The 19,902-nt window shown below is 68.9% G+C and carries 18 protein-coding genes; 5 read left to right on the top strand and 13 right to left on the bottom strand.

What is annotated here, in order from left to right; translation table 11 throughout:
* Nucleotides 1–41: 41 nt before the first annotated feature.
* Complete coding sequence (locus tag CSX12_RS04615) at nt 42–3,191, bottom strand: lamin tail domain-containing protein (RefSeq protein ID WP_124894994.1); 3,150 nt, start codon at nt 3,189–3,191, stop codon at nt 42–44.
* 216 nt (nt 3,192–3,407) lie between these two features.
* Between CSX12_RS04615 and CSX12_RS04610 the strand changes: the two genes are divergently transcribed.
* Nucleotides 3,408–3,806, top strand: coding sequence for a YccF domain-containing protein (locus CSX12_RS04610; RefSeq protein WP_124894993.1), 399 nt, complete (start codon nt 3,408–3,410; stop codon nt 3,804–3,806).
* A gap of 59 nt (nt 3,807–3,865) precedes the next feature.
* On the opposite strand, the gene CSX12_RS04605 is transcribed toward CSX12_RS04610, so the two are convergent.
* Complete coding sequence (locus tag CSX12_RS04605; protein ID WP_124894992.1) at nt 3,866–4,852, bottom strand: glycerophosphodiester phosphodiesterase family protein; 987 nt, start codon at nt 4,850–4,852, stop codon at nt 3,866–3,868.
* 91 nt (nt 4,853–4,943) lie between these two features.
* On the opposite strand from CSX12_RS04605, the gene CSX12_RS04600 reads away from it, so the two are divergent.
* Nucleotides 4,944–5,864: a Bax inhibitor-1/YccA family protein gene (locus CSX12_RS04600; RefSeq protein ID WP_017203626.1), complete on the top strand. Its 921-nt coding sequence runs from the start codon at nt 4,944–4,946 to the stop codon at nt 5,862–5,864.
* Nucleotides 5,865–6,034: 170 nt separating this feature from the next.
* Nucleotides 6,035–6,307, top strand: a complete 273-nt coding sequence (locus tag CSX12_RS04595; RefSeq protein ID WP_017203627.1) for a GlsB/YeaQ/YmgE family stress response membrane protein — start codon at nt 6,035–6,037, stop codon at nt 6,305–6,307.
* A 61-nt stretch (nt 6,308–6,368) separates the two neighbouring features.
* Here the strand turns inward: CSX12_RS04595 and CSX12_RS04590 are convergent, their stop codons facing one another.
* The 11 genes from CSX12_RS04590 to CSX12_RS04540 form a co-directional block, all read right to left on the bottom strand.
* Nucleotides 6,369–7,664, bottom strand: coding sequence for an RNA polymerase sigma factor (locus CSX12_RS04590; RefSeq protein WP_124894991.1), 1,296 nt, complete (start codon nt 7,662–7,664; stop codon nt 6,369–6,371).
* A complete protein-coding gene (locus CSX12_RS04585) occupies nt 7,661–8,089 on the bottom strand; it encodes a YciI family protein (RefSeq protein WP_017203629.1) in 429 nt (142 codons plus the stop codon). The genes CSX12_RS04590 and CSX12_RS04585 overlap by 4 nt, the downstream gene beginning before the upstream one ends.
* 203 nt (nt 8,090–8,292) lie before the next feature.
* Complete coding sequence (locus CSX12_RS04580; protein ID WP_241160562.1) at nt 8,293–9,681, bottom strand: glycosyltransferase; 1,389 nt, start codon at nt 9,679–9,681, stop codon at nt 8,293–8,295.
* A gap of 8 nt (nt 9,682–9,689) precedes the next feature.
* On the bottom strand, nt 9,690–11,276 hold the full coding sequence (gene guaA, locus CSX12_RS04575) for a glutamine-hydrolyzing GMP synthase (RefSeq protein ID WP_124894989.1): 1,587 nt from the start codon (nt 11,274–11,276) through the stop codon (nt 9,690–9,692).
* Entirely contained in the window at nt 11,273–11,785 is a 513-nt protein-coding gene (locus tag CSX12_RS04570; RefSeq protein WP_017203632.1) for a DUF3817 domain-containing protein, read from the bottom strand. Before CSX12_RS04570 ends, guaA begins: the two co-directional genes overlap by 4 nt.
* Before the next feature lie 9 nt (nt 11,786–11,794).
* The gene (locus tag CSX12_RS04565) at nt 11,795–12,811 is read right to left on the bottom strand and encodes a carbohydrate kinase (RefSeq protein WP_124894988.1); all 1,017 of its coding nucleotides are present in this window, start codon (nt 12,809–12,811) and stop codon (nt 11,795–11,797) included.
* Entirely contained in the window at nt 12,808–14,016 is a 1,209-nt protein-coding gene (locus CSX12_RS04560) for an ADP-dependent glucokinase/phosphofructokinase (protein ID WP_241160561.1), read from the bottom strand. Before CSX12_RS04560 ends, CSX12_RS04565 begins: the two co-directional genes overlap by 4 nt.
* A 38-nt stretch (nt 14,017–14,054) precedes the next feature.
* Nucleotides 14,055–14,918 carry a ketose-bisphosphate aldolase gene (locus CSX12_RS04555; protein ID WP_124894987.1) on the bottom strand — a complete coding sequence of 288 codons (864 nt, stop codon included), beginning with the start codon at nt 14,916–14,918 and terminating at the stop codon, nt 14,055–14,057.
* Nucleotides 14,919–14,962: 44 nt separating this feature from the next.
* Nucleotides 14,963–15,808: a carbohydrate ABC transporter permease gene (locus CSX12_RS04550; RefSeq protein ID WP_124894986.1), complete on the bottom strand. Its 846-nt coding sequence runs from the start codon at nt 15,806–15,808 to the stop codon at nt 14,963–14,965.
* Nucleotides 15,809–15,810: 2 nt separating this feature from the next.
* Nucleotides 15,811–16,734 (bottom strand): sugar ABC transporter permease, encoded by a 924-nt coding sequence (locus CSX12_RS04545; RefSeq protein ID WP_124894985.1) that lies wholly within the window; start codon nt 16,732–16,734, stop codon nt 15,811–15,813.
* Nucleotides 16,735–16,814: 80 nt separating this feature from the next.
* Nucleotides 16,815–18,113: a sugar ABC transporter substrate-binding protein gene (locus CSX12_RS04540; protein ID WP_124894984.1), complete on the bottom strand. Its 1,299-nt coding sequence runs from the start codon at nt 18,111–18,113 to the stop codon at nt 16,815–16,817.
* Between the two features lie 226 nt (nt 18,114–18,339).
* On the opposite strand from CSX12_RS04540, the gene CSX12_RS04535 reads away from it, so the two are divergent.
* Both CSX12_RS04535 and CSX12_RS04530 read left to right on the top strand, forming a co-directional pair.
* Nucleotides 18,340–19,146 (top strand): DeoR/GlpR family DNA-binding transcription regulator, encoded by an 807-nt coding sequence (locus tag CSX12_RS04535; protein ID WP_124894983.1) that lies wholly within the window; start codon nt 18,340–18,342, stop codon nt 19,144–19,146.
* Nucleotides 19,147–19,217: 71 nt separating this feature from the next.
* Entirely contained in the window at nt 19,218–19,841 is a 624-nt protein-coding gene (locus tag CSX12_RS04530) for a glyoxalase (RefSeq protein WP_040568732.1), read from the top strand.
* Nucleotides 19,842–19,902 lie beyond the last annotated feature (61 nt).

The following is a 19,902-nucleotide window of genomic DNA, read 5'->3' as shown; positions in this document are numbered from 1 at the left end:
CACGCGGCTCAGACCGACAGAAGGTACGACGGGAGCAGGGGTCAGGCCGCGGTCCGGCGGCGCCGGGTCACGGCGAGGGTACCCACGGCGAGGAGCGTGAGCGCGAGAGCGACCGCCCCGATCGGGAGGTCGGCGCCGGTCGCGGCGAGTCCGGTCGCGCTGCCGGCGGCGATGCGGATGTCCGCCCACCCGAGAAGCGCGCCGTCGGCCGCGTACACCGCGATCCGATGCGCTCCGAGCGCGGCGTCGGCGGGGATCGTCACGGTGATCGCTCCGGCGGCGGAGAGGGTTCCGCCACCGATCCGGACCGGGTCGGAGGACATCCAGACGGATGCTTCCGCGCCAGAGGCCTCCGCGCCCACCGTCACGGTGACCCGCTGGCCGGGGGCCGCGACCGCCGGATCGACCGTAACGCCGTGGCGGTTGCCGTCGACCAGTCCGGTCCCGGGCAGCGGGGGGTTCTCCCCGCCCGGGTTCTCGCCGCCCGGGTTCTCGCCGCCCGGATTCTCGCCGCCCGGATTCTCGCCGCCCGGGTTCTCGCCGGTGGCGCCCGGAAGCGTGCCGGTACGCAGCGACTCCGAGGCGAAGCCGTCCGCGAACCACCACACCGGACGCTGACCGTCGACCGACAGCGAGGCCGGAGCCGTGGCGAAGCCCTCGTTGTTGATGTCGGGCATCCCGGCCGGACGCGCATAGTGGGCGATGCCGGGCTGGGCGGTGCCGTTCAGCGTGACCTCGGCCGAGCGACCATGGCATCCGTCGTCGCACACGGCCCACAGCGTGCCCCGCACGCTGTCGTAGTCGAGCGCCATGACGCCCGCCAGCCCCGGCGTGATCTCGGACACCAGGGTCGCCGAGCCGTCGCCGCCGAGCGCGAAGGCGTAGACGTGGCCGTTGTCCTCGACCGCGACGAGGAACAGTCCGTCGCCGTGCCCCGCGTACCGAGCGGGGTCGTACGGGGCGGAAGTGGTGTCGTCGAAGAGCTTCCCGGCGAGCGCGGCATCCGGCACCCACTGCACCGCCTCGATCCCGAGGTTCGCCCCCACGGCGGGGAGCTGCGCCGTGAGGTCCCACTCCTGCTGGGCGACCAGGTCACCGGCCGAGGCCTCCGGATCGACCTTGAGCACGACGTTCTGGTTCACGCCCTTGGCGCTGTTGTCGCGCTCCGAGGCGACATACACGAAGCCGTCGCCGTCGACCGTGATGCCCTCCGTGTCCGGCCCTGCTGCTCCCGGGTCGGCGGCGTCCTTCTGGAAGCGCACGCGCTTGCCCGCATTCCAGCCGTCGACCTTCTCGACCGAGCCGTCGGCGTGTGCCTCGAGCTTCCAGATCCGGCCCTCGCCGTTGTCGACCGCCCAGAGGAACGCCCCGTCGGCGGTCTCCTGCACGTCCAGGCCCGAGCTGTCCTCGAGGAACGTGGGCACACTGTCGAGCACCCTGACGTCGGCCGACCCCGGCCAGACGCCGACCTCGACCTCGCCGTCGCAGACGTTGGCGGCCCCCTTCGTGGACTCCGCTGTCGCGGCGAAGGCGCCCGTCGTGTCGGGGCAGCGCCCCCACGTGGTCGCGGCGTGCCCATCGCCCCAGGTGGTCTCATCGATGAGCAGATCGCCGTCGAAGAGCCGCACCGCGTCACCCGCTCCGAGACCGAATCCCAGCTGCGCGCGCTCGATCACGAGGTATCCGCCCGCACCGATTCTGGTTCCTGCCGGGATCGCGTATGCATGCGCGTCATCGTCGTCCTTCACGACGACGCCCGAGACGTCGAGCGTCGCGTCGGTCGGGTTGACCAGTTCCACCCAGTCGTCCGGCGAACCGCCGTCGGACTCGACCTCGTTGATCCGGACGGGGTTGCCGCAGGCGTTGCGCTGCCCCTTCGTCGAGACCGCGATGTCGACGAACGCGCCCGTGCCGTCGGCGCACCGGGCGAGGACACCCGCGGCGTGCGCGGTGTACACGTGCTCGTCGACGGTGTTGCCGTTCGCGTCGCGGATCGTCACGGTGTCGCCGTTGCCGAGCCCGAACACGAAGTCCCTCGGCTGGTCGAACACGAAGTATCCGCCCGGCTGCAGAATCGTGCCCGCCGGCAGCGGCGTGGTCTCGGCGGCGTGGCCGGTGGGGTCGCTGTCCATCACGGTCCACCCGGACAGGTCGACGGCCGTGCTGCCGGTGTTCGTCACCTCGACCCAGTCCGTGGCGTCGCCGTTCGACTCGATCTCGTTGATCACGACGTCGGGCAGGACGCAGGAGTTGGCCGCGCCGGGTGTGGCGTACGCCAGCACGAACGCGCCGATCCCGTCGGGGCAGCGGGCGAGCGTGGCGGCGGCGAAGTCACCGTCGATCGCGGCGTGCCCCTGCCACGGCAGAGTGTCGTCGAGCGCCGTGCCCGTGGCGTCGAAGAGCCGGATGCGGTCGGCGCTGCCGATGCCGATCGGGTCGCGGAAGGCCGTCTCCACGCCGTCGACCAGTCCGATCGTGCTCTCCTCGACGACGAGGAACTCGCCCGCGCCGATCTGCGTGCCCGGTCGGAACCGCCACCGGTGATCGTCGGAGTTGTCGCGGATCTCGTACCCCGAGATGTCGAGCGCCTCGGTGCCGGGGTTGTGGAACTCGACCCAGTCGGCCGGCTGCGAATCGACCTCGTTGATCAGGATGGAGGCCGCGACGGGAGCGACCGAGCAGTCGATCGGGGCGCCGGGAGTCGCGGTCGTGGCGTGCGCCCAGGCTCCGGTGCCGTCGGGGCAGCGCGCCCACACGGACAGCGGCGCGGTGTTCTCGTAGGCGTAGGAGTCGACCTCGGTGCTGCTCGGGTCGATGAGCACGACCTCGTCGCCCTTGCCGAGCCCGAACGGGAAGTCGACGTCCTTCACGAGGACCAGGAACTCCCCGGGCTCGAGCGACGTGCCCTCCGGAGCCTTGCCGAAGCTGTCGCGCTTCTCGTCCGCGACCGTCCACCCGGTGAGGTCGACCGTCTCACTGCCGGCGTTGTACAGCTCGATCTGATCGGCGAGGCCGGTCGCGGCGTCGTCGTACACGATCTCGTTCAGCACGAGGCCGGGAGCGGCAGCGGGCGCCTCGGCGGGACGGATGCCGGGGTCGGCGCCGATCGCGGCGACGGGAGTGGCGAGCAGGGCGGCGGCGCTCAGGGCGCACACGGCCGCGACCGCCGCTGCGGAGTGCAGGCGGGGCATGGAGGACTCCTGGATGGATGAGCCGGCGGGTCCCGCAGGACGAGACCGACCGGAGGGGGCTCAGTCGGGTACGCATCCAGACCACCGAGCCGGCATGTCCTGCGCGCGACGTCCCGGTGCACGCGAGGTGAACGCCCCGTGTCGTTCTCCCGCACGCCACCTCGCCCCCTCGTCGCTCCGAACGCCCCGAGACGGAGAGGGTGACACAATCTCCTCATGCGCACGATCCTCAACATCATCTGGGTCATCCTCGCCGGGTGGGCCCTGTTCCTCGGGTACGTGCTCGCGGGCATCCTGCTGTGCATCCCGATCGTCACCATCCCCTGGGCGATCGCCTCCTTCCGGATCGCCGCGTACGCGATCTGGCCTTTCGGACGCGAGGTCGTCAGCAAGCCGACCGCCGGTGTCGGCTCGTTCCTCGGGAACGTCCTCTGGGTGATCCTGGCCGGATGGTGGCTCGCGATCGGGCACATCGTCTCGGGGATCCTGCTGTGCGTCACGATCATCGGCATCCCCATGGGCATCGCCGACTTCAAGATGGTTCCGGTCTCGCTCATGCCGCTCGGCAAGGAGATCGTCTCCACGCGGCGGGGTGCGTTCGACCGAACACTCTGACTCCCCCGCCGCCTACACTGGGCCGATGGACGCCGCCCGCCTGAGCGCCGGGCCGTGATTCAGCCGCGGAAGAACGCCACGCCCAGATCCGGGTGGTCGACGAACACCCCGTCGACGCCCTGGCCCGCGATCACGCCCCACTCCGCCTCGTAGTCGCCGAACGCCTCGCGGCCACCCGGGCGCCGGAACTCCGCCGCGAGGAACGCGTTCTCCGGACGGCACGTCCACGTGAAGACCTGGAGGCCCCGTGCGTGGGCATCGGCGACGATGGTGTTGCCCCGGTCGAGCAGCATCTTCTTGTCGACGCTGATCCCGTCCACGCGTCCGACGAGTGCGTCCAGCCCCTGCGGGGTGACGGTCTCCTGATACGTCAGGGCGCGTTTCCCCTCGGCGACCAGGAGGTCGTACGGTCGCCCCTTCGCCTCGATCAGGTAGACGTAGGAGGCCGCGACCCCGAGCGCCCGTAGTTCGCCGAGCACCGTCGACTCGAAGCTCTCGATCACGAGGGGAAGCTCGCCGTCCGCCCAGCCCGCAGCCCGCAGCTCCTCGGCGATCAGGGGCGCGAGGGCGAGGCCGATGCTCGCGAAGTAGGTGGCGTGCTTGACCTCCAGGACGACGCCGATCTCACGCCCGTGCTCCACCGATCCCTCGCGCACGAGGTCCAGCACGTCACGCAGCCGCAGGATGCCCTGCCCGCCGTCGAAGCTCGCGCTCGAGGCCCGGACGTCGGGCAGGCGCTCCCGTCCGCGCAGCGTCGACAGCTCCGCCCACGTGAAGTCCTCCGTGAACCAGCCGGTGAGGGCATGGCCGTCCACGCGCTTGGTCGTCTTCCGGTCGGCGAACTCCGGATGCGCGGCGACATCCGTCGTTCCCGAGATCTCGTTCTCGTGCCGCACGACGAGGACGCCGTCCTTCGTGGCGATGACGTCGGGCTCGACCGCGTCCACCCCCATCGCGAGCGCCAGCTCGTACGAGGACCTGCTGTGCTCCGGCCGGTAGCCGGGGGCACCGCGATGCCCGATGACGAGGGGTGATTTCCTGGGCACGCTCTCAGCGTAGAACACCCCGGGAGTGTCGCCGCCCGAGTATCGTGGAGGAAAGCGACCCACGACCCCCCTTTTAGAGTGAGGCCCACCAATGAGCAACTTCGCTTTCAACAACCCTGCTTTCCAGCAGCAGGACCCGCGCAACGTCGCGACGTATCCGGGCGGACCGCAGGCTGCTCAGGGTGCGCAGAGCGCGTCGTTCCAGCACGCTTCCGTCGACGCCGCGACGAACGCACAGCTCGAAGGCATGTACGCGGCTCCGCCCGCCGGCGCCATCGAGACCGACCGCATGTCCGTCGAGGACACGGTGTGGAAGACGGCCGGCCTGTTCGGCATCCTCCTCGTCACGGCAGCGATCGGCTGGGTCTGGACGCTCGGCGGACTCGACGTCCCGCGCTACAACCCGTACAACCCCGCGGCCGTCAACGTCCTGCCCTGGGTGATCGGTGCACTCGGCGGCTTCGTGCTCGCCATGGTCATCACCTTCACCTCGCGCAAGAAGGTGCGTCCGGCGCTGATCTTCGCCTACGCGGCCCTGGAGGGCCTCTTCATCGGCGGCATCTCGGCCTACTTCGAGGTGCGCTGGCCCGGCATCGTCTTCCAGGCGACCCTCGCCACCGTGTCGGTCGTCGGCGTGACTCTCGCGCTCTTCGCGAGCGGCAAGATCCGCGCCTCGAAGAAGGCCACGAAGGTCTTCATGATCGCGATGATGGGCTACCTGGTCTTCTCGCTGCTGAACCTGGTCCTCATGTGGACCGGCGTGAACACCAACGCCTTCGGCCTGTTCAGCCAGCCGATCTTCGGCATCCCGCTCGGCCTGATCATCGGCGTCCTCGTCGTCATCATGGCGGCGTACTCGCTGGTGCTCGACTTCGACCAGATCCAGCAGGGTGTCCGCAACGGCGCTCCCCGCCAGTACGGCTGGCTCGGCGCCTTCGGCATCATGGTCACGGTCGTCTGGCTGTACGTCGAGATCCTGCGCATCATCGCGATCGCCCGCGGCAACAACTGACCGCACGGCGTCCGATCCGCCGCAAGAGGCTCGTCTCCCCCGGGAGGCGGGCCTCTTTGCCATATCCGGGGATCGCCGCGCAAGGGGTTGGCATGCGGCGCGCTCACGCGGCATTCTTGTTCTCACGAAGCCCTGGCACCCCGGGGCTCCTGAACATAAAGGAGCTGAACATGAGTTTTCTCGGCTTTCTTCTTCTCGGCCTCATCGCCGGGGCCATCGCGAAGCTGATCCTGCCCGGAAAGCAGGGCGGCGGATGGTTCATCACCCTGCTGCTGGGCGTCGTCGGCGCCCTGCTCGGAGGCTGGCTCGGCAGCCTGATCCTCAACCGACCGCTGACCGAGTTCTGGGACCTCGGTACCTGGCTCCTCGCGATCGCCGGTTCGATCATCGTGCTGCTGATCTACGGCCTCATCGCCGGTCGCGGCCAGAAGGTCAACGACTGAGGTCGTTCCCCTTCTCCACGCCCGCCCCCTTCGGCAGCTTCGCGCTTCCGAAGGGGGCGGGTCATTTCTGTGCGCCGTGGGCTTTCCGCTCCAGCAGCACCCGCTCCCTGTCGTTCCCGGCGAGGCCGGCGGCGACCGCGAACTCGCTCCTCGCCTCCGCCTCGCGCCCCAGCCGTCGCAGCAGTTCGCCGCGCGTGGCCGGCAGCAGGTGATACCCGCGGAGCGCGCCCGAGTCGGACAGCCGATCGACGATGAGCAGCGCGGAGGCCGGCCCCGTCGCCATCGCGACCGCCGCCGCACGATTGAGCTCGACGACCGGCGAAGGGGCGAGCCTGCCCAGCGCCTCGTAGAGGAGCACGATCCGTTCCCAGTCGGTGTCCTCGACTGACGCCGCCACCGCATGGCATTCCGCGATCGCCGCCTGCAGACTGTACGCCCCTCGTCCTCGTCCCCGGGCGTCCGCCGTCGCCAGGGCTTCCCTGCCGCGGGCGATCCGTCCCCGGTCCCAGCGGCGGCGGTCCTGATCGGCGAGCAGCACCGGGTCGCCGTTGCCATCCGTGCGCGCCGGGAATCGCGCAGCCGTGAGTTCCATCAGCGCGAGCAGACCGAGCACCTCCGGCTCGCGCGGCATCAGCGCGGCCAGCACCCGAGCGAGACGGATGGCCTCGGCCCCGAGATCGGGACGCATCCACTCCGGTCCGCCACTCGCCGCGTGCGCCTCGTTGAAGATCAGGTACAGCACGGCGAGGATCGCTCCGATCCGTTCGGCGCGCTCCTCGGGCGGCGGGACATCGAAGGGAGCGTTCGCGGCGGCGAGCGTCTTCTTCGCGCGGACGATCCGCTGCTGCACGGTCGCCGTCGGCACGAGGAAAGCGCGGGCGATCTCCTCGCTCGTCAGACCCCCGACGACGCGCAGCGTGAGGGCGACCTGCGCCTCCCTCGAGAGCACCGGGTGGCAGGCGATGAAGATCAGCCGGAGCATGTCGTCGTCGACGGCATCGGGATCCCAGAGCAGATCACCGTCGGTTGCCTGTTCCCGCTCCAGCTCCTGGGCGAGCAGCGCTTCCCTCTCGTCGAGACGCTCCTGCCGGCGCCAGCGGTCGATGGCCTTCCGCTTGGCGACCGCGGTCAGCCAGGCGCCGGGATTGCGCGGCACGCCATCCGCGGGCCACTGCCGCAGCGCGTCCTCCAGCGCTTCCTGAGCCAGGTCCTCGGCCAGACCGAAATCGCCGACCATCCGGGTGAGGGCGCCGACGATCCGGGCGGCCTCGATGCGCCACACCGCCGCGACGGCGCGCTCCGTCACCTCTCTCGCGGGTGCGGAGCGCGCCGTCGGGGCGGGTTCGTCGGCGGTCATCCCTGCTCGGAGCGCTGAGCCTGCTGCTCGCGCCATCCTGCTTCCTTCTGGATCCACTCGTTGTCGGCGGGGAAGTCCTCGACACCGGTCACGCGGCGCACCTCGAGGAAGGAACCGGGTCCGAGGGGTGCGCGGCTCGCCCACTCCGCGGCCTCCTCACGGGAGGACACCTCGAGGATCCAGAAGCCGTTGAAGAGCTCCTTCGTCTCCCCGTAGGGGCCGTCCGTGATGAGGGGCTTGTCTGCGCTGAAGTCGACGACGAAGCCCTCGGCCGCATCCGTCAGGCCTTCGCCGGCGACGAGCACGCCCGCCTTCAGCATCGACTCGTTGTACCTGCCCATGGCCTCGATGACCTGCTCGAACGGCATCTCGGTGTAGGCCGCCACGGCCTCGTCGGTCGCGCGCATGATGAGCATGAACTTCATGATGTTCTCCTTGTTCGAAGGGCCGTCTCTCGACCCTCTCACTACAGACGTCGAACAGGAATGCCCCGGATCGACATCACCGCGGATATTCTTCTCCGCACCCTCCATGCCGCCCATCCGCTCCCCGCGCTCGGGTCCGGGGAAAGCGCCGGAGAACGCGAAGGGAGCGCCCGGGAGAACCCGGGCCGGACGGGAGGGACGGCTCAGGCGCGACGGGAGGGGCGGCGGGCGACGTCGGCGATCACCGTGGCCAGCGCGGCGAGCGAGCGCTCCGGGCTCCACGCGGCGGCGACCAGCGGAGCCTCGGCGCTCAGCCGGGCACGCACGTCGTCGTCGCCGAGCACCTCCCGGACGGCTGCGGCCAGCGCGTCGACATCGCCCGCGGGCACGAGCACTCCCCCGCCGGATCCGAGCACATCGCGGATGCCGTAGCGGACGTCGTACGACACCACGGGCGTTCCGTGCAGCAGGGACTCGACGATCCCCAGCGGCTGCCCTTCGAAGGCAGTGGACGTGACGAGCAGCGAGGCCCGGTCGAGGACGGTTCCCGGCGCGTCGGTGTACCCTGCGAGCACGACCCGATCGCCGGCATCGAGCTCTTCGATCAGGGCCTGCAACCGCTCCTGCTCGGGACCGCCGCCCCAGATCTCCATCCGAGTACCGGGCACATCCGCCGCGAGGAAGCCCCTGATCGCGTGGTCGACCCGTTTGCCCGCGGCGAGGCGTCCGAGCACGACCACCAGACCGTCTTCGCGCAGCTCCTCACGGGCCTCGACCGGGGCGATCGGATTCGGCACCACGACGTGGTTCGCGCCGCTGCCGAACCGCTCGACCACGTCGTCGCGCTGCGTCACGGTCGGCCAGATCACGGCGTCGAACCGGTCGGCGAGACGGAACCAGCGGGTCCAGAGCGTGTTCATCGACGAGTCCGGCGTGTACGGCGCCTCGACGTGCATGGTGTGGATCGTGTGGAGGATGCGCACGCGCGGATCGTCCCAATCCGCGACGAGCTCGCCGAGCTGCCGGGACTCGCAGATCACGATGACCGGACGATCGCCCAGCGTCGCGACGACGTGCTCGAGCCAGGCGCGGTACAGGCCGCGGAACCCGTGCAGCGCACCGACGACCTCGCCGGCAGCGCCGTAGACCAGCACCGGCTCGTCCGTCAGATGCCAGTCCGGGTTGCCCGGGATGACCGGGAGCGCCGCGAAAGGCCGCCCCGCGGCGTCCGCCAGCACGCGGTACTCCACGTCGGGATCGGGTGCGACGGCAGGGTCGGCGGCCTCGCGCAGCCAGCCGGTCGCGCCTCCCTCGGATGTGACGGCCTCATCGAAGAGGTTGCGCATCCGGGAAGGGTCGACCAGCGCACCCTGTTCCGCGAACGTCTGCCGGTGCTGCGCGTGATCCGCGCTCGTACCCGGGTCGAAGGTCAGCAGCTGCGGACCCGCGCCGCCGGCCACACCGGCTCCGGCGAGCTGCCGGGCGCGCGCGAGCGTGGCGATCGTGTACCCGCCGTCCATCCCGGGGATGAGACGACTGGACAGCACCAGATACTCGGCATCCGGAAGCTCCGGCGCCGCATCCGGGAGCATCGCGCTCCCTACTCCCACTCGATCGTCCCCGGCGGCTTCGACGTGACGTCGAGCACGACGCGGTTGACGTCGCGGACGCCGTTCGTGATCCGGTTCGAGATCTTCGACAGCACGTCGTACGGCAGGCGCGTCCAGTCGGCGGTCATGGCGTCTTCACTCGATACCGGGCGCAGCACGATCGGGTGGCCGTACGTGCGGCCGTCGCCCTGCACGCCCACCGAACGCACATCGGCGAGGAGCACGACGGGGCACTGCCAGATCTCCTGGTCGAGGCCCGCCTTGGTCAGCTCCTCGCGGGCGATGGCGTCGGCCTCACGCAGAATCTCGAGACGGTCAGCGGTGACCTCACCGATGATCCGGATGCCGAGACCGGGCCCCGGAAACGGCTGACGTCCGACGATCGCCTCGGGGATGCCGAGCTCGCGGCCGATCGCACGGACCTCGTCCTTGAACAGGGCCCGAAGCGGCTCGATCAGCTCGAAGTCGAGGTCGTCCGGGAGGCCGCCCACGTTGTGGTGCGACTTGATGTTCGCGGTGCCCGCTCCGCCGCCGGACTCGACGACGTCGGGGTACAGCGTGCCCTGCACGAGGAACTTCACCGGGGCGCCGCCGTCGGCCTTCGCCTCCTCGACGAGATCGAGCTGCACCTTCTCGAACGCGCGGATGAACTCGCGGCCGATGATCTTGCGCTTCTCCTCGGGGTCGGTCACACCCTTGAGGTGGCCGAGGAAGATGTCGGCGGCATCGACCGTGATGAGCCGCACGCCGGTGGACTCCACGTAGTCCTTCTCGACCTGCTCGCGCTCACCCTTGCGGAGGAGCCCGTGGTCGACGAAGACGGCCGTGAGCTGGTCGCCGATGGCCTTGTGCACGAGAGCGGTCGAGACCGCGGAGTCCACGCCACCCGAGAGCGCCGAGATGACCCTGGCGTCGCCCACCTGCTCGCGGATGCGCTCGACCTGCTCGGCGATCACGTTGTCGGAGTTCCAGTCGGACGCGAGCCCCGCGCCCTTGTGGAGGAAGTTCTCCAGCACGCGCTGGCCGTGGTCGGAGTGCTTCACCTCAGGGTGCCACTGCACGCCGTAGAAGCCGCGCTCCTCGTTCGCGAAGGCGGCGACCTTCGTGGCCTCGGTCGTCGCGAGGACTTCGAAGCCCTCCGGAGCCTTGGCGACCTGGTCGCCGTGACTCATCCACACGTTCTGCTCGGTCGGCTGACCGCTCAGCAGCGTGCCGCCGTCACCGGAGATGACCGCATCGGTCGCGCCGTACTCGCGGAGGCCCGTGTGCGCGACCTCGCCGCCGAGGGTCTGGGCCATGTACTGGAAGCCGTAGCAGATGCCGAGCGTCGGAACACCGAGGTCGAACACGGACGGGTCGAGCTTCGGCGCCCCCTCCTCGTACACCGACGACGGACCGCCGGAGAGGATGATCGCGACCGGGTTCTTGGCGGCGATCTCCTCGGCCGTGGCCGTGTGCGGCACGATCTCGCTGTAGACGCCCGCCTCACGCACGCGTCGGGCGATCAGCTGCGCGTACTGCGCGCCGAAGTCGACGACGAGCGCTGGACGCTGCTGGGTCTCGGACTGTTCGGTCAACGGACACCTTCCGGGGCGGTCGCGGAGGCCTCGGCGGCCTCGCGAGTGGCGAGATAGGTCTTGACTTCACGGGCGACGATCGCCTCCATGAAGAACGACAGCAGCGGGATGACGCCGCCGAGCGCGAGCAGGATGAAGCGCGGGAACGGCCAGCGCATCAGGCTCCACATGCGGAAGCACGCGAAGAGGTAGACGACGTAGAACCAGCCGTGGGCCACGAGGATGAACAGCGAGATGTTGAAGCCGTCACCGAGGGAGGTCATCTCGCAGGAGTTCGTCATGGGGGCGAACAGCGACCACCACTGGCAGTCCGGCCCGGCGAGCACGCCGGCGAACCAGAGCGGACCGCCCGAGCCTCCGGCGAAGAGCTCGAGGTGGATCGGCGTGTACTTCAGCACCATCTCGGTCAGCAGCAGGAGCAGCATGACTCCCGTGATGATCGACGCGATCTGGTAGAACTTCAGCGCACCGCGGATCGCCGGAAAGCTGGCGACTTTCGGTTCGGGCATGCGTCCAGTCTAGCCGGGGCGGAATCCTGTCGATTCCGCCGTCCTCCCCAGAGCGGCAGGGGGCCGGGCCACGAGGAGCTCGGCAGCCCCGCGGACTTCGATTCTGCCCGCTGCGGCCGGGAGGAGGACCGTCGCCCCTGCCGCGTACCGCTCGCCTGCGAGCTCGACGACGCCATCGGAGACCACCACGATCGCGAAGCCTGGTTCGATCGTGAGCGCATCGCGCACGGGGCGTCGTTCCAGCCGGAAGTAGCGGTCAGCGGCGGCGGGGAACACCGAACCGTCAGGCGGCGCCGCCTGCACGAGGGCCGCGAGTTCGGCGGGCGTCCTCGCCCTCCTGGTGACCGCCGTCAGCGCGAGGTCGAAGCCGAGTCCGAGGTGGCCCTCCGCCGGGCCGTCGACGGCGAACCCGTCCCACTCCAGGAGGATCGACAGGTCCTCGGGCTGCTGCAGCTCGAGAAGGAGGACGCCCGCGCCGATCGCATGAAGTTCTCCCGGGGGAACCCACACCACATCGCCGGGTGACACGGCCACCTCGTGCAGCAGCCCGAGCAGCGCATCGACATCCTGACGCGCGACGAGGTCTGCCAGCACATCGGACGCCACATCCTGCTGCAGACCGACGTGGACGGTGCCGCCCTTCAGGATGTACCAGGCCTCGGCCTTGCCGTGGGCGCACCCCAGGTGGGCGGCGGCGAAGTCGTCGTCGGGGTGCGCGTGCACCGGCAGGCGCTGACCGGCATCGAGGAGCTTCACCAGCAGGCGCACGTCCGCACCCCAGCGCTGTGCGTGGGCGGTCCCCAGCCAGGAGACCGGATCCTCGGCGATCGCATCGCGCAGCAGCCGGCCGTCTGGCAGCGTCGTGAGCCCGAGGACGCCCTCGCCACGGATGGTCGTCGTCGACCCGATCCAGTCCTCGGGCTCGCGGGGGGCGGACGACTCCTCGCCGCGGAACGCGGAGATCCGGGCGCCTCCACGGTAGAAGCGCTCGGGTGGACGATTGGAGGCCAGTCGGATCGGTCTCATCCGCGAACTCCCCCTCCTGCTTGCACGGCGAGGAATCCGCCGACGAACGTGTCGCCGAGCCCGATCGTCGTCGGATGCGCGACCTCGAGCGAGAACGCCGCGACTCCGACCGCGTCCGGCACGGCTGCCTCGACGGCCGCGACGAGCGCGGCCCCTTCCTCGTGACGACGCATCCCTGCCGTGGCCTCGACGTCGGCGGCGGAGAAGCCGTCGCCGAGTCGATAGCGCGTCGCCGCCACGCGGACCGCGCTCTCCAGCGCCGCACGATGGCGGGCGGCAGCCGCGCCGACCGCCACTGCCCAGTACCGGGTGTGCACGACGAGCACGGGTCCCGGGATGATCGCCCGCATACGGCTGAGCGCTTCGGCCACCTCCGCCGGGTCCAGCAGATCGACCGCACGGCCCAGGTACTCCTGCAGCTCGTCCTCGTTCAAGCCGTAGACGTCGATCACCGGCAGCAGTCGGGCACGCACGGTCTCGGCGAACGCCCGCGTGTAGAACCCCGCGTCCTCGTAGTAGACGAGCGCGTCGGCGGGGAGCCGGCGCATCGCCTCCCTGAGTTCGCCGAGGCGCTGCTCGAGCAGATCGTGGTCCTGCATGGTGTTGAACCCGGAGACGAGCAGCGCCGATGCCGTGTCGAGCGTCTCCGCCAGTTCGGTGGCGAGACGCATCTCGCGGTTGGGTGGATCGTTCGCGAAGATCAACCGGTTCGCCCCGGGAGCGACCACCTCGTCGTCTGCCAGGGGAATGCGCGCGCCCGCCGGGTACTGCACGATCAGATGCGGATCCAGCGTGTCCTCTGCGGCCGAGCAGATGGAAGAGACCCCGGCGGGCAGCAGTCGGCGCACGTTGTCGTCGATGCTCACGAGATGCTGGGTGCTCGGGATGCCGAGCCCATCGAGCACGAGTCCCGCCCGGACGCCCGTACCGCCGAGCGTCACCGCGTAGTCGAAGTGCGCGGCGAACGCCTCGACGACCTCGGACGACGTCACGAAACGCTCCGCGCCCGCGCCCGAGTCGACGAGGGCGAGCACGGCGACCAGCAGCGATCTCTCATCCACGATCGGAGCGGTCGAGGTGAGCTCATCTCGCCACACGCCGTGCTCGGCGGCGAGGCGGCCGAGGATCGCGGCATCCCACCGCAGCTCGTAGTCGACCGTCCCGCCGAGTCCGAGTACGAGGCGCCTGCGCACGACGTCGCTCATCCCTCGATCCGCCTCCCCTTCGCGGTCCTGACAACCGCTCAATACAGTGCGGCCTTGCCGTCCGCACCGAACAGTTCGATCTTCTCAGCCGCGGTCGCCTTGAGCGCCGCGATCGGCTCGGGCTGGATCGCGTTCGGCTCGCGCAGACGCTCGTCCGTGCCCAGGATCTCCCGCATGCGGTTGTGGTACGAGACCTTGATGTCGCTGGAGATGTTGATCTTGTTGATGCCGAGTTCGACGGCCCGTCGCAGTTCTGCGTCCGGATTGGCCGAGCCACCGTGGAGCACGAGCGGGATCCCGACCGCCGCCTTGATCTCCTGCAGGAGGTCGTGCCGCAGCTCCGGGTTCTTCTCGGCCGGATACAGGCCGTGCGAGGTGCCGATCGCGATGGCGAGGCTGTCGACGCCGGTCTCCTCCACGAAACGCACCGCGTCCGCGGGGTTCGTGTAGATGATCTCGGCCGCGCCCGACTCCCCGTAGCTGTCGTTCGCGCCGATCGTTCCGAGCTCGCCCTCGACCTGGATGCCCACGGCGTGCGCCGCTTCGACCACCTTGCGGGTGAGGGCGACGTTCTCGTCGAAGGGCAGCAGCGACGCGTCGATCATGACCGAGGTGAAGCCGGCCTTGATCGCGGTGATCATCTGCTCGTAGCTGCCGCCGTGATCCCAGTGGATCGCGACGGGCACGCTCGAACGGTGGGCGCGCGCGTGCATCGCCGCGATCAGGTCGGTCGTGATGTGCGCGACCTCATCGGGGTGGATCGCGATGATGACGGGCGCGGCCTTCTCCTCGCTGATGTCCATGACGCCGTTGAACATCGCCCAGTCGCTGATGTTGAAGGCGGGGATCGCGAAGGTGTTCTGGTTCGCGACGTCGAGGATGGATTTGCCGGTGTAGAGCACGTGTTTCTCCTGTTTTGGTGGTGGTCGGGCCCGGATGGGACGGTTCAGCTCTTCACGGAGCCGGCAGTGAGCCCGCTGATGAAGTAGCGCTGGAAGAAGAGGAAGAGGATGAGCACCGGGATCGACCCCAGCACGCTCATGGCCATGATCTGGTTCCACTCGTAGGAGTGCTGGCCCATGAGCAGCTGGATGCCGATGGGCACCGTGCGCATGTCGATCGTGCGGGTGAGCGTCAGCGCGAACAGGTACTCGTTCCACGCGATCATGAACGTGTAGATCCCGACCGACACGATCCCCGGGACCGAGATCGGCACGAGGATCCGCCAGAGCGCGGTCATGGACCCGGCGCCGTCGACCCGCACCGCCTCGTCGAGCTCTTTCGGCAGAGTGTTGAAATACCCGGTCATCATGATGATCGCGTAGGGCAGCGTGAACACCATGTAGGTGAGGATCAGGCCCGCGTAGGAGTTGTAGAGCCCGAGCGCGACCATCAGCCCGAAGTACGGGATCAGCAGCGTGATGGGCGGTACCGCCTGCACGCTCACGATCACGACGTTCAGAATGCGCTTGCCGCGGAACTCGAACCGGCTGAACGCGTACGCCGCCTGGATCGCCACGATCAGCGTCAGCACCGTGACCGAGCCGGCGACGATGTAGCTGTTAAGGAAGAACCGCATGGTCTCGGGGTTCGTGAAGATCGCCGCGTACGCGTCGAACGAGAACGTGTCGGTGACCAGCCGCGGCGGCAGTTCGAAGATCTGGGTGTTCGACTTGAACGAGCTGGACAGCATCCACAGCACCGGACCTGCGGCGAAGACCGCACCGATGACGAGTCCGATCAGGAGGCCGGTCTTCCCGACGCGGAGCTGACGGCGAGCGGTGAGAGCCATGGTCAGTCCCTCGCTTTCTGGTGACGGACGTAGAACACGGCGAGCACCATCGACATGAGCAGGACCAGGACCGCGGACGTCGAGGCGAGCGAGAAGTCGTACTTGGCGAAGGCCAGCTTGTACGTGAAGGTGCTGAGCACTTCGGTGACGTCGATCGGGCCGCCGCCGGTCGTCATCCAGATGAGCGCGAACTGCTGCGAGGTCCAGATCAGGTCGAGCAGCACCAGGCTCACGATGATCGGCCGCAGCTGCGGGATGGTCACGTTCCAGAAGCGCTGCACGCTGCTCGCCCCGTCGACCGTGGCCGCCTCATGCAACTCGGCGGGCACGCCCTGGAGTCCGGCGAGGAGGCTCACCATGAAGAACGGATATCCCGCCCAGATGTTGATGAAGATGATGGTGCCCAACGCGAGCTGAGGCGACGCCAGCCACTCGATGTCGGTGTTGAGCAGGAAGTTGACCACGCCGTTCGGAGCGAGCAGCATGCGCCACAGCACCGCGATCACGGCGACGGTGAACAGCCACGGGAGCACGTAGAGCGCCCGGAACAGCGACCGGGAGAAGCGGCCGAGAAGCGGGCTGTTCAGCATCATGGCGAACGCCAGGCCGAGCACCAGGTGGGCGGCGACGCTCGTCACGGTGAACAGGACCGTGTTGCCCGTCGCCTTCCAGAAGCGGGGGTCGGAGAGCACCTCGATGTAGTTGGCGACGCCGACGAACTCGGGCGACTTGTTCAGGATCACGTTGTCCTGGAAGGAGTAGCCGATCACCATCACGATCGGCACGATCATCAGGACGAAAAGCAGGATGACCGTCGGCGAGAGGAAGGCGTATGACTCGGTGGTCTTGCGCAGCTGCCGCCGCCGGCGCGATGGTGCGACGCCGGTGACGATCACCTCGGTGTCGTCGGACGTTCTCAGACTCATGGGAACTCGAGCTCCTAGGTTGGTCGGGTGCCGCACCGCCGTGGCGGTGCGGCACCCCGTTCAGGCGGGGAGGCGGGAGGTCAGAACTCCGCTTCCCAGGAGGCCTGCGCCTTCTTCAGCGCGTCCGGGATCGACTGCTGCCCGTCAAGGCCGGACTGCAGTTGCTCGCCGAACTGGCGCATGAGGTCCTCTGCGACCGGGAGGCCCGTGAACTCGTTCGCCGGGTAGCCCGCCTGGTAGATGTCGAACGCCGTCTTGAAGAGCTCGTCGTCGTTCACGAAGTCGGGCACGGACTTCGAGTTGCCCGGGAAGGCCTTCGCCATGGTGGACAGCTCGGAGTTCGTCTTCTCGCTCATCAGGTAGGAGACCAGCTTGAAGGCGGCATCCTTGTGCTCGGAGTTCTCGGCGACGCCGATCCCCCAGGAGGCGTAGGGGATGCCTCGTTCGCCGTCGTAGCCGTCCTCGGCGGGGATCGCCGAGATGGAGAACTTCAGGTCGGGATTCGTCTCTCGGATCAGGTTGATGTGCGCGAGAGAGTCGATCATCATCCCGGCGCGACCGTTGGTGAACTCCTCGACCTTGTCCTGCTCCTTCATCGTGAAGGAGCCGGACGCGATGACGCCCGCGTCCCAGAGGTCTCCGATGTACTCGACGGCCGAGGTGACGTCATCGTTCGTGAGATCGGGCTCGCCGTCCTTCAGCATGGAGCCGCCAGAGGCCCAGACCCACGACATGACGTCGTTCTGCACGCCGTTCGGCGATTCCAGCGACAGCGGCAGCACCCATCCGGAGACGTCGCCGCCGAGGGCGGAGACCTTGCCTGCGGCATCCGCGAACTCGGTGCGGTTCGTCGGAGGAGCATCCACACCCGCCTGAGCGAGCAGATCGTCGTTCGTGAACATCGGGTAGACGAAATTCACCACGGGAATCATGTAGGTGCTGCCGTCGACCTGGATCTGGCTCGCCAGTTCACTGTCGTCGTAGTCGTTCTCCTCCATGAGCGCGCTGAGGTCGGCGATGACGCCCTGCGAGGCGAAGTCGTTCACCCAGGCGCCATCGAGGCCCACCACGTCCGGCATGGTGCCGGAGGCGGCTCCGGCGAAGAGCTGCTCCTTGGTCGAGGCGTAGGGCCCGCTCACGAGCTTCACCGTGATGCCCGGGTTGGCTTCCTCGAACCCGTCGATGAGCGCTCGGAACTCCCCATCGGGCAGCTCCGGCTCCCACCACTGCGCGAATTCGATCGTCACGTCGCCGTCGTCGCCGCCGCTGCCGCTGTCCCCGGAGGGCGCGCAGCCCGCCAGCGCCAGAAGGGTAACCGCTGCGGTACCGGCGCCGACGAAGATTCGGGTTCGTCGCTGCCCGCGTCCCACTGTGCTCATCACTTCTCCTCTTCGAGATCGTGCCGCAGAACGGGCTTCCATGCTTGTTCGTGCGGTTTTAAGCCATGTTATGCAGTGATATGCGGGTCGTCAAGGCGAACTTTCCGCGAATGACTGGACCACACTCCGCAGAACCATGCGACCGGGGCCCGCAACGAACGCGATTCCTGCCGTTTCCTGCTGAAATGTGCTGGGTTCCTGTCTCGTCTGTGCTAGAGATGTGTGCATGGCAGCAGCAGAGACACCTCAGCGACGACGCCTCCCGGCCGGCCGCAAGGCGGACCTCGCCGCGTATGTCGAGCAGGCGGGTGAGGTCACCGTCGGCGATCTCGCGGAGCACTTCGGCGTATCGATCGACACCATCCGGCGAGACCTCGACCAGCTCGACCGCGAGGGCGTCGTGATCCGCACCCATGGTGGCGCCGTGAACGCCGTGAGCGGCCAGCTCAAGGACCGGGCGCTCGACGTTCGTCTGCGGATGCAGACCGAGGAGAAGGAGAAGATCGCCCGGCTCGCCGCGGCGCTCATCGACGACGGCTCGGTGGTGATGCTCAACGCGGGCACCACGACACTCGCGCTCGCCCGCGCCCTCCGCAATCACAAGGATCTGACCATCGCGACGAACAACCTCCGGATTCCGGCGGAGATCGCTCCGACGGCGTTCCGTGACCTGTACGTGTTCGGTGGAGCGGTGCGCGCCATCACTCAGGCGACCACCGGCCCCGTGGCGTTCACGATGACGCCGGGCGGTCCCGAGGTCGACATCCGCTGCGATCTCGCCCTGATCGCGGTCGGGGCCGTCGACGAAGGCGGCTATTCGACGTCGAACCTGGGCGACGCGGCCATGATGTCCGAGATGATCCACCGGGCGGAGCGCACCGCGATCCTGGCGGACTCCTCGAAACTCGGGCGCCGCCTGTTCGCGCAGGTGGCCCCGCTCGAACGGGCGGACGTGCTCGTGACCGATGCGGAGCCGCCCGCCGCGCTGGCGAGTGCTCTCGCGCAGGCGGACGTCGACGTGATCACACCGTAATCCCGCGCACGTCGCCGATCGATCAGGAATCGAGAAGCGCATCCGACCCGCACGCTCGTAGCGTCGTGGACATGAACACCACGATCGATTCCCTCACCCTCGACGTCCCCGACGTGGACGCCGCCCGCTCCTTCTACACGGAGGCGTTCGATCTCGGCGACCGCCTCCGATTCCGCACCGCGGATGCCGCGACCGCGGGCTTCCGCGGCTACACGCTGTCGCTCGTCGTATCGCAGCCCGCGAACGTGCGGGCCCTCGTCGACGCGGCCGTCGGCGCGGGTGCCACCGTGATCAAGCCCGTGGCGAAGTCCCTCTGGGGCGTCGGCGGCACGGTCCAGGCGCCGGACGGCGCGATCTGGAAGATCGCCACCTCGGCCAAGAAGGACTCGACTCCCCCCAGCCGCGCGGTCGACGAGATCGTGCTCCTGCTCGGCGCCGACGACGTGCTCGCCTCGAAGACCTTCTACGCCGAGCGCGGCATCCCGGTCGGGAAGAGCTTCGGCCGCAGCTACGTGCAGTTCGACACGGGAGCGAGCCCGATCGGGCTCGGGCTGTATCGGCACGCGTCGCTCGCGAAGGACGCGGGCGTCCCGGCCGAAGGTTCCGGATCGCACCGCATCACGATCAACGGCGTCCTCGGCGCGGCCGTGGACCCCGACGGTTTCGTCTGGGCTCCCGTCGCCGTCACCGCCTGACCAGGAGACGGAACGACGGAGGCCGCCGGGAGCGATCCCGGCGGCCTCCGCACGTGTCATC

This window comes from Microbacterium sp. Y-01 (assembly GCF_003856715.1).
GTDB classification, from domain to species: domain Bacteria; phylum Actinomycetota; class Actinomycetes; order Actinomycetales; family Microbacteriaceae; genus Microbacterium; species Microbacterium algeriense.
This window is presented reverse-complemented; position numbering and strand designations above follow the sequence as displayed.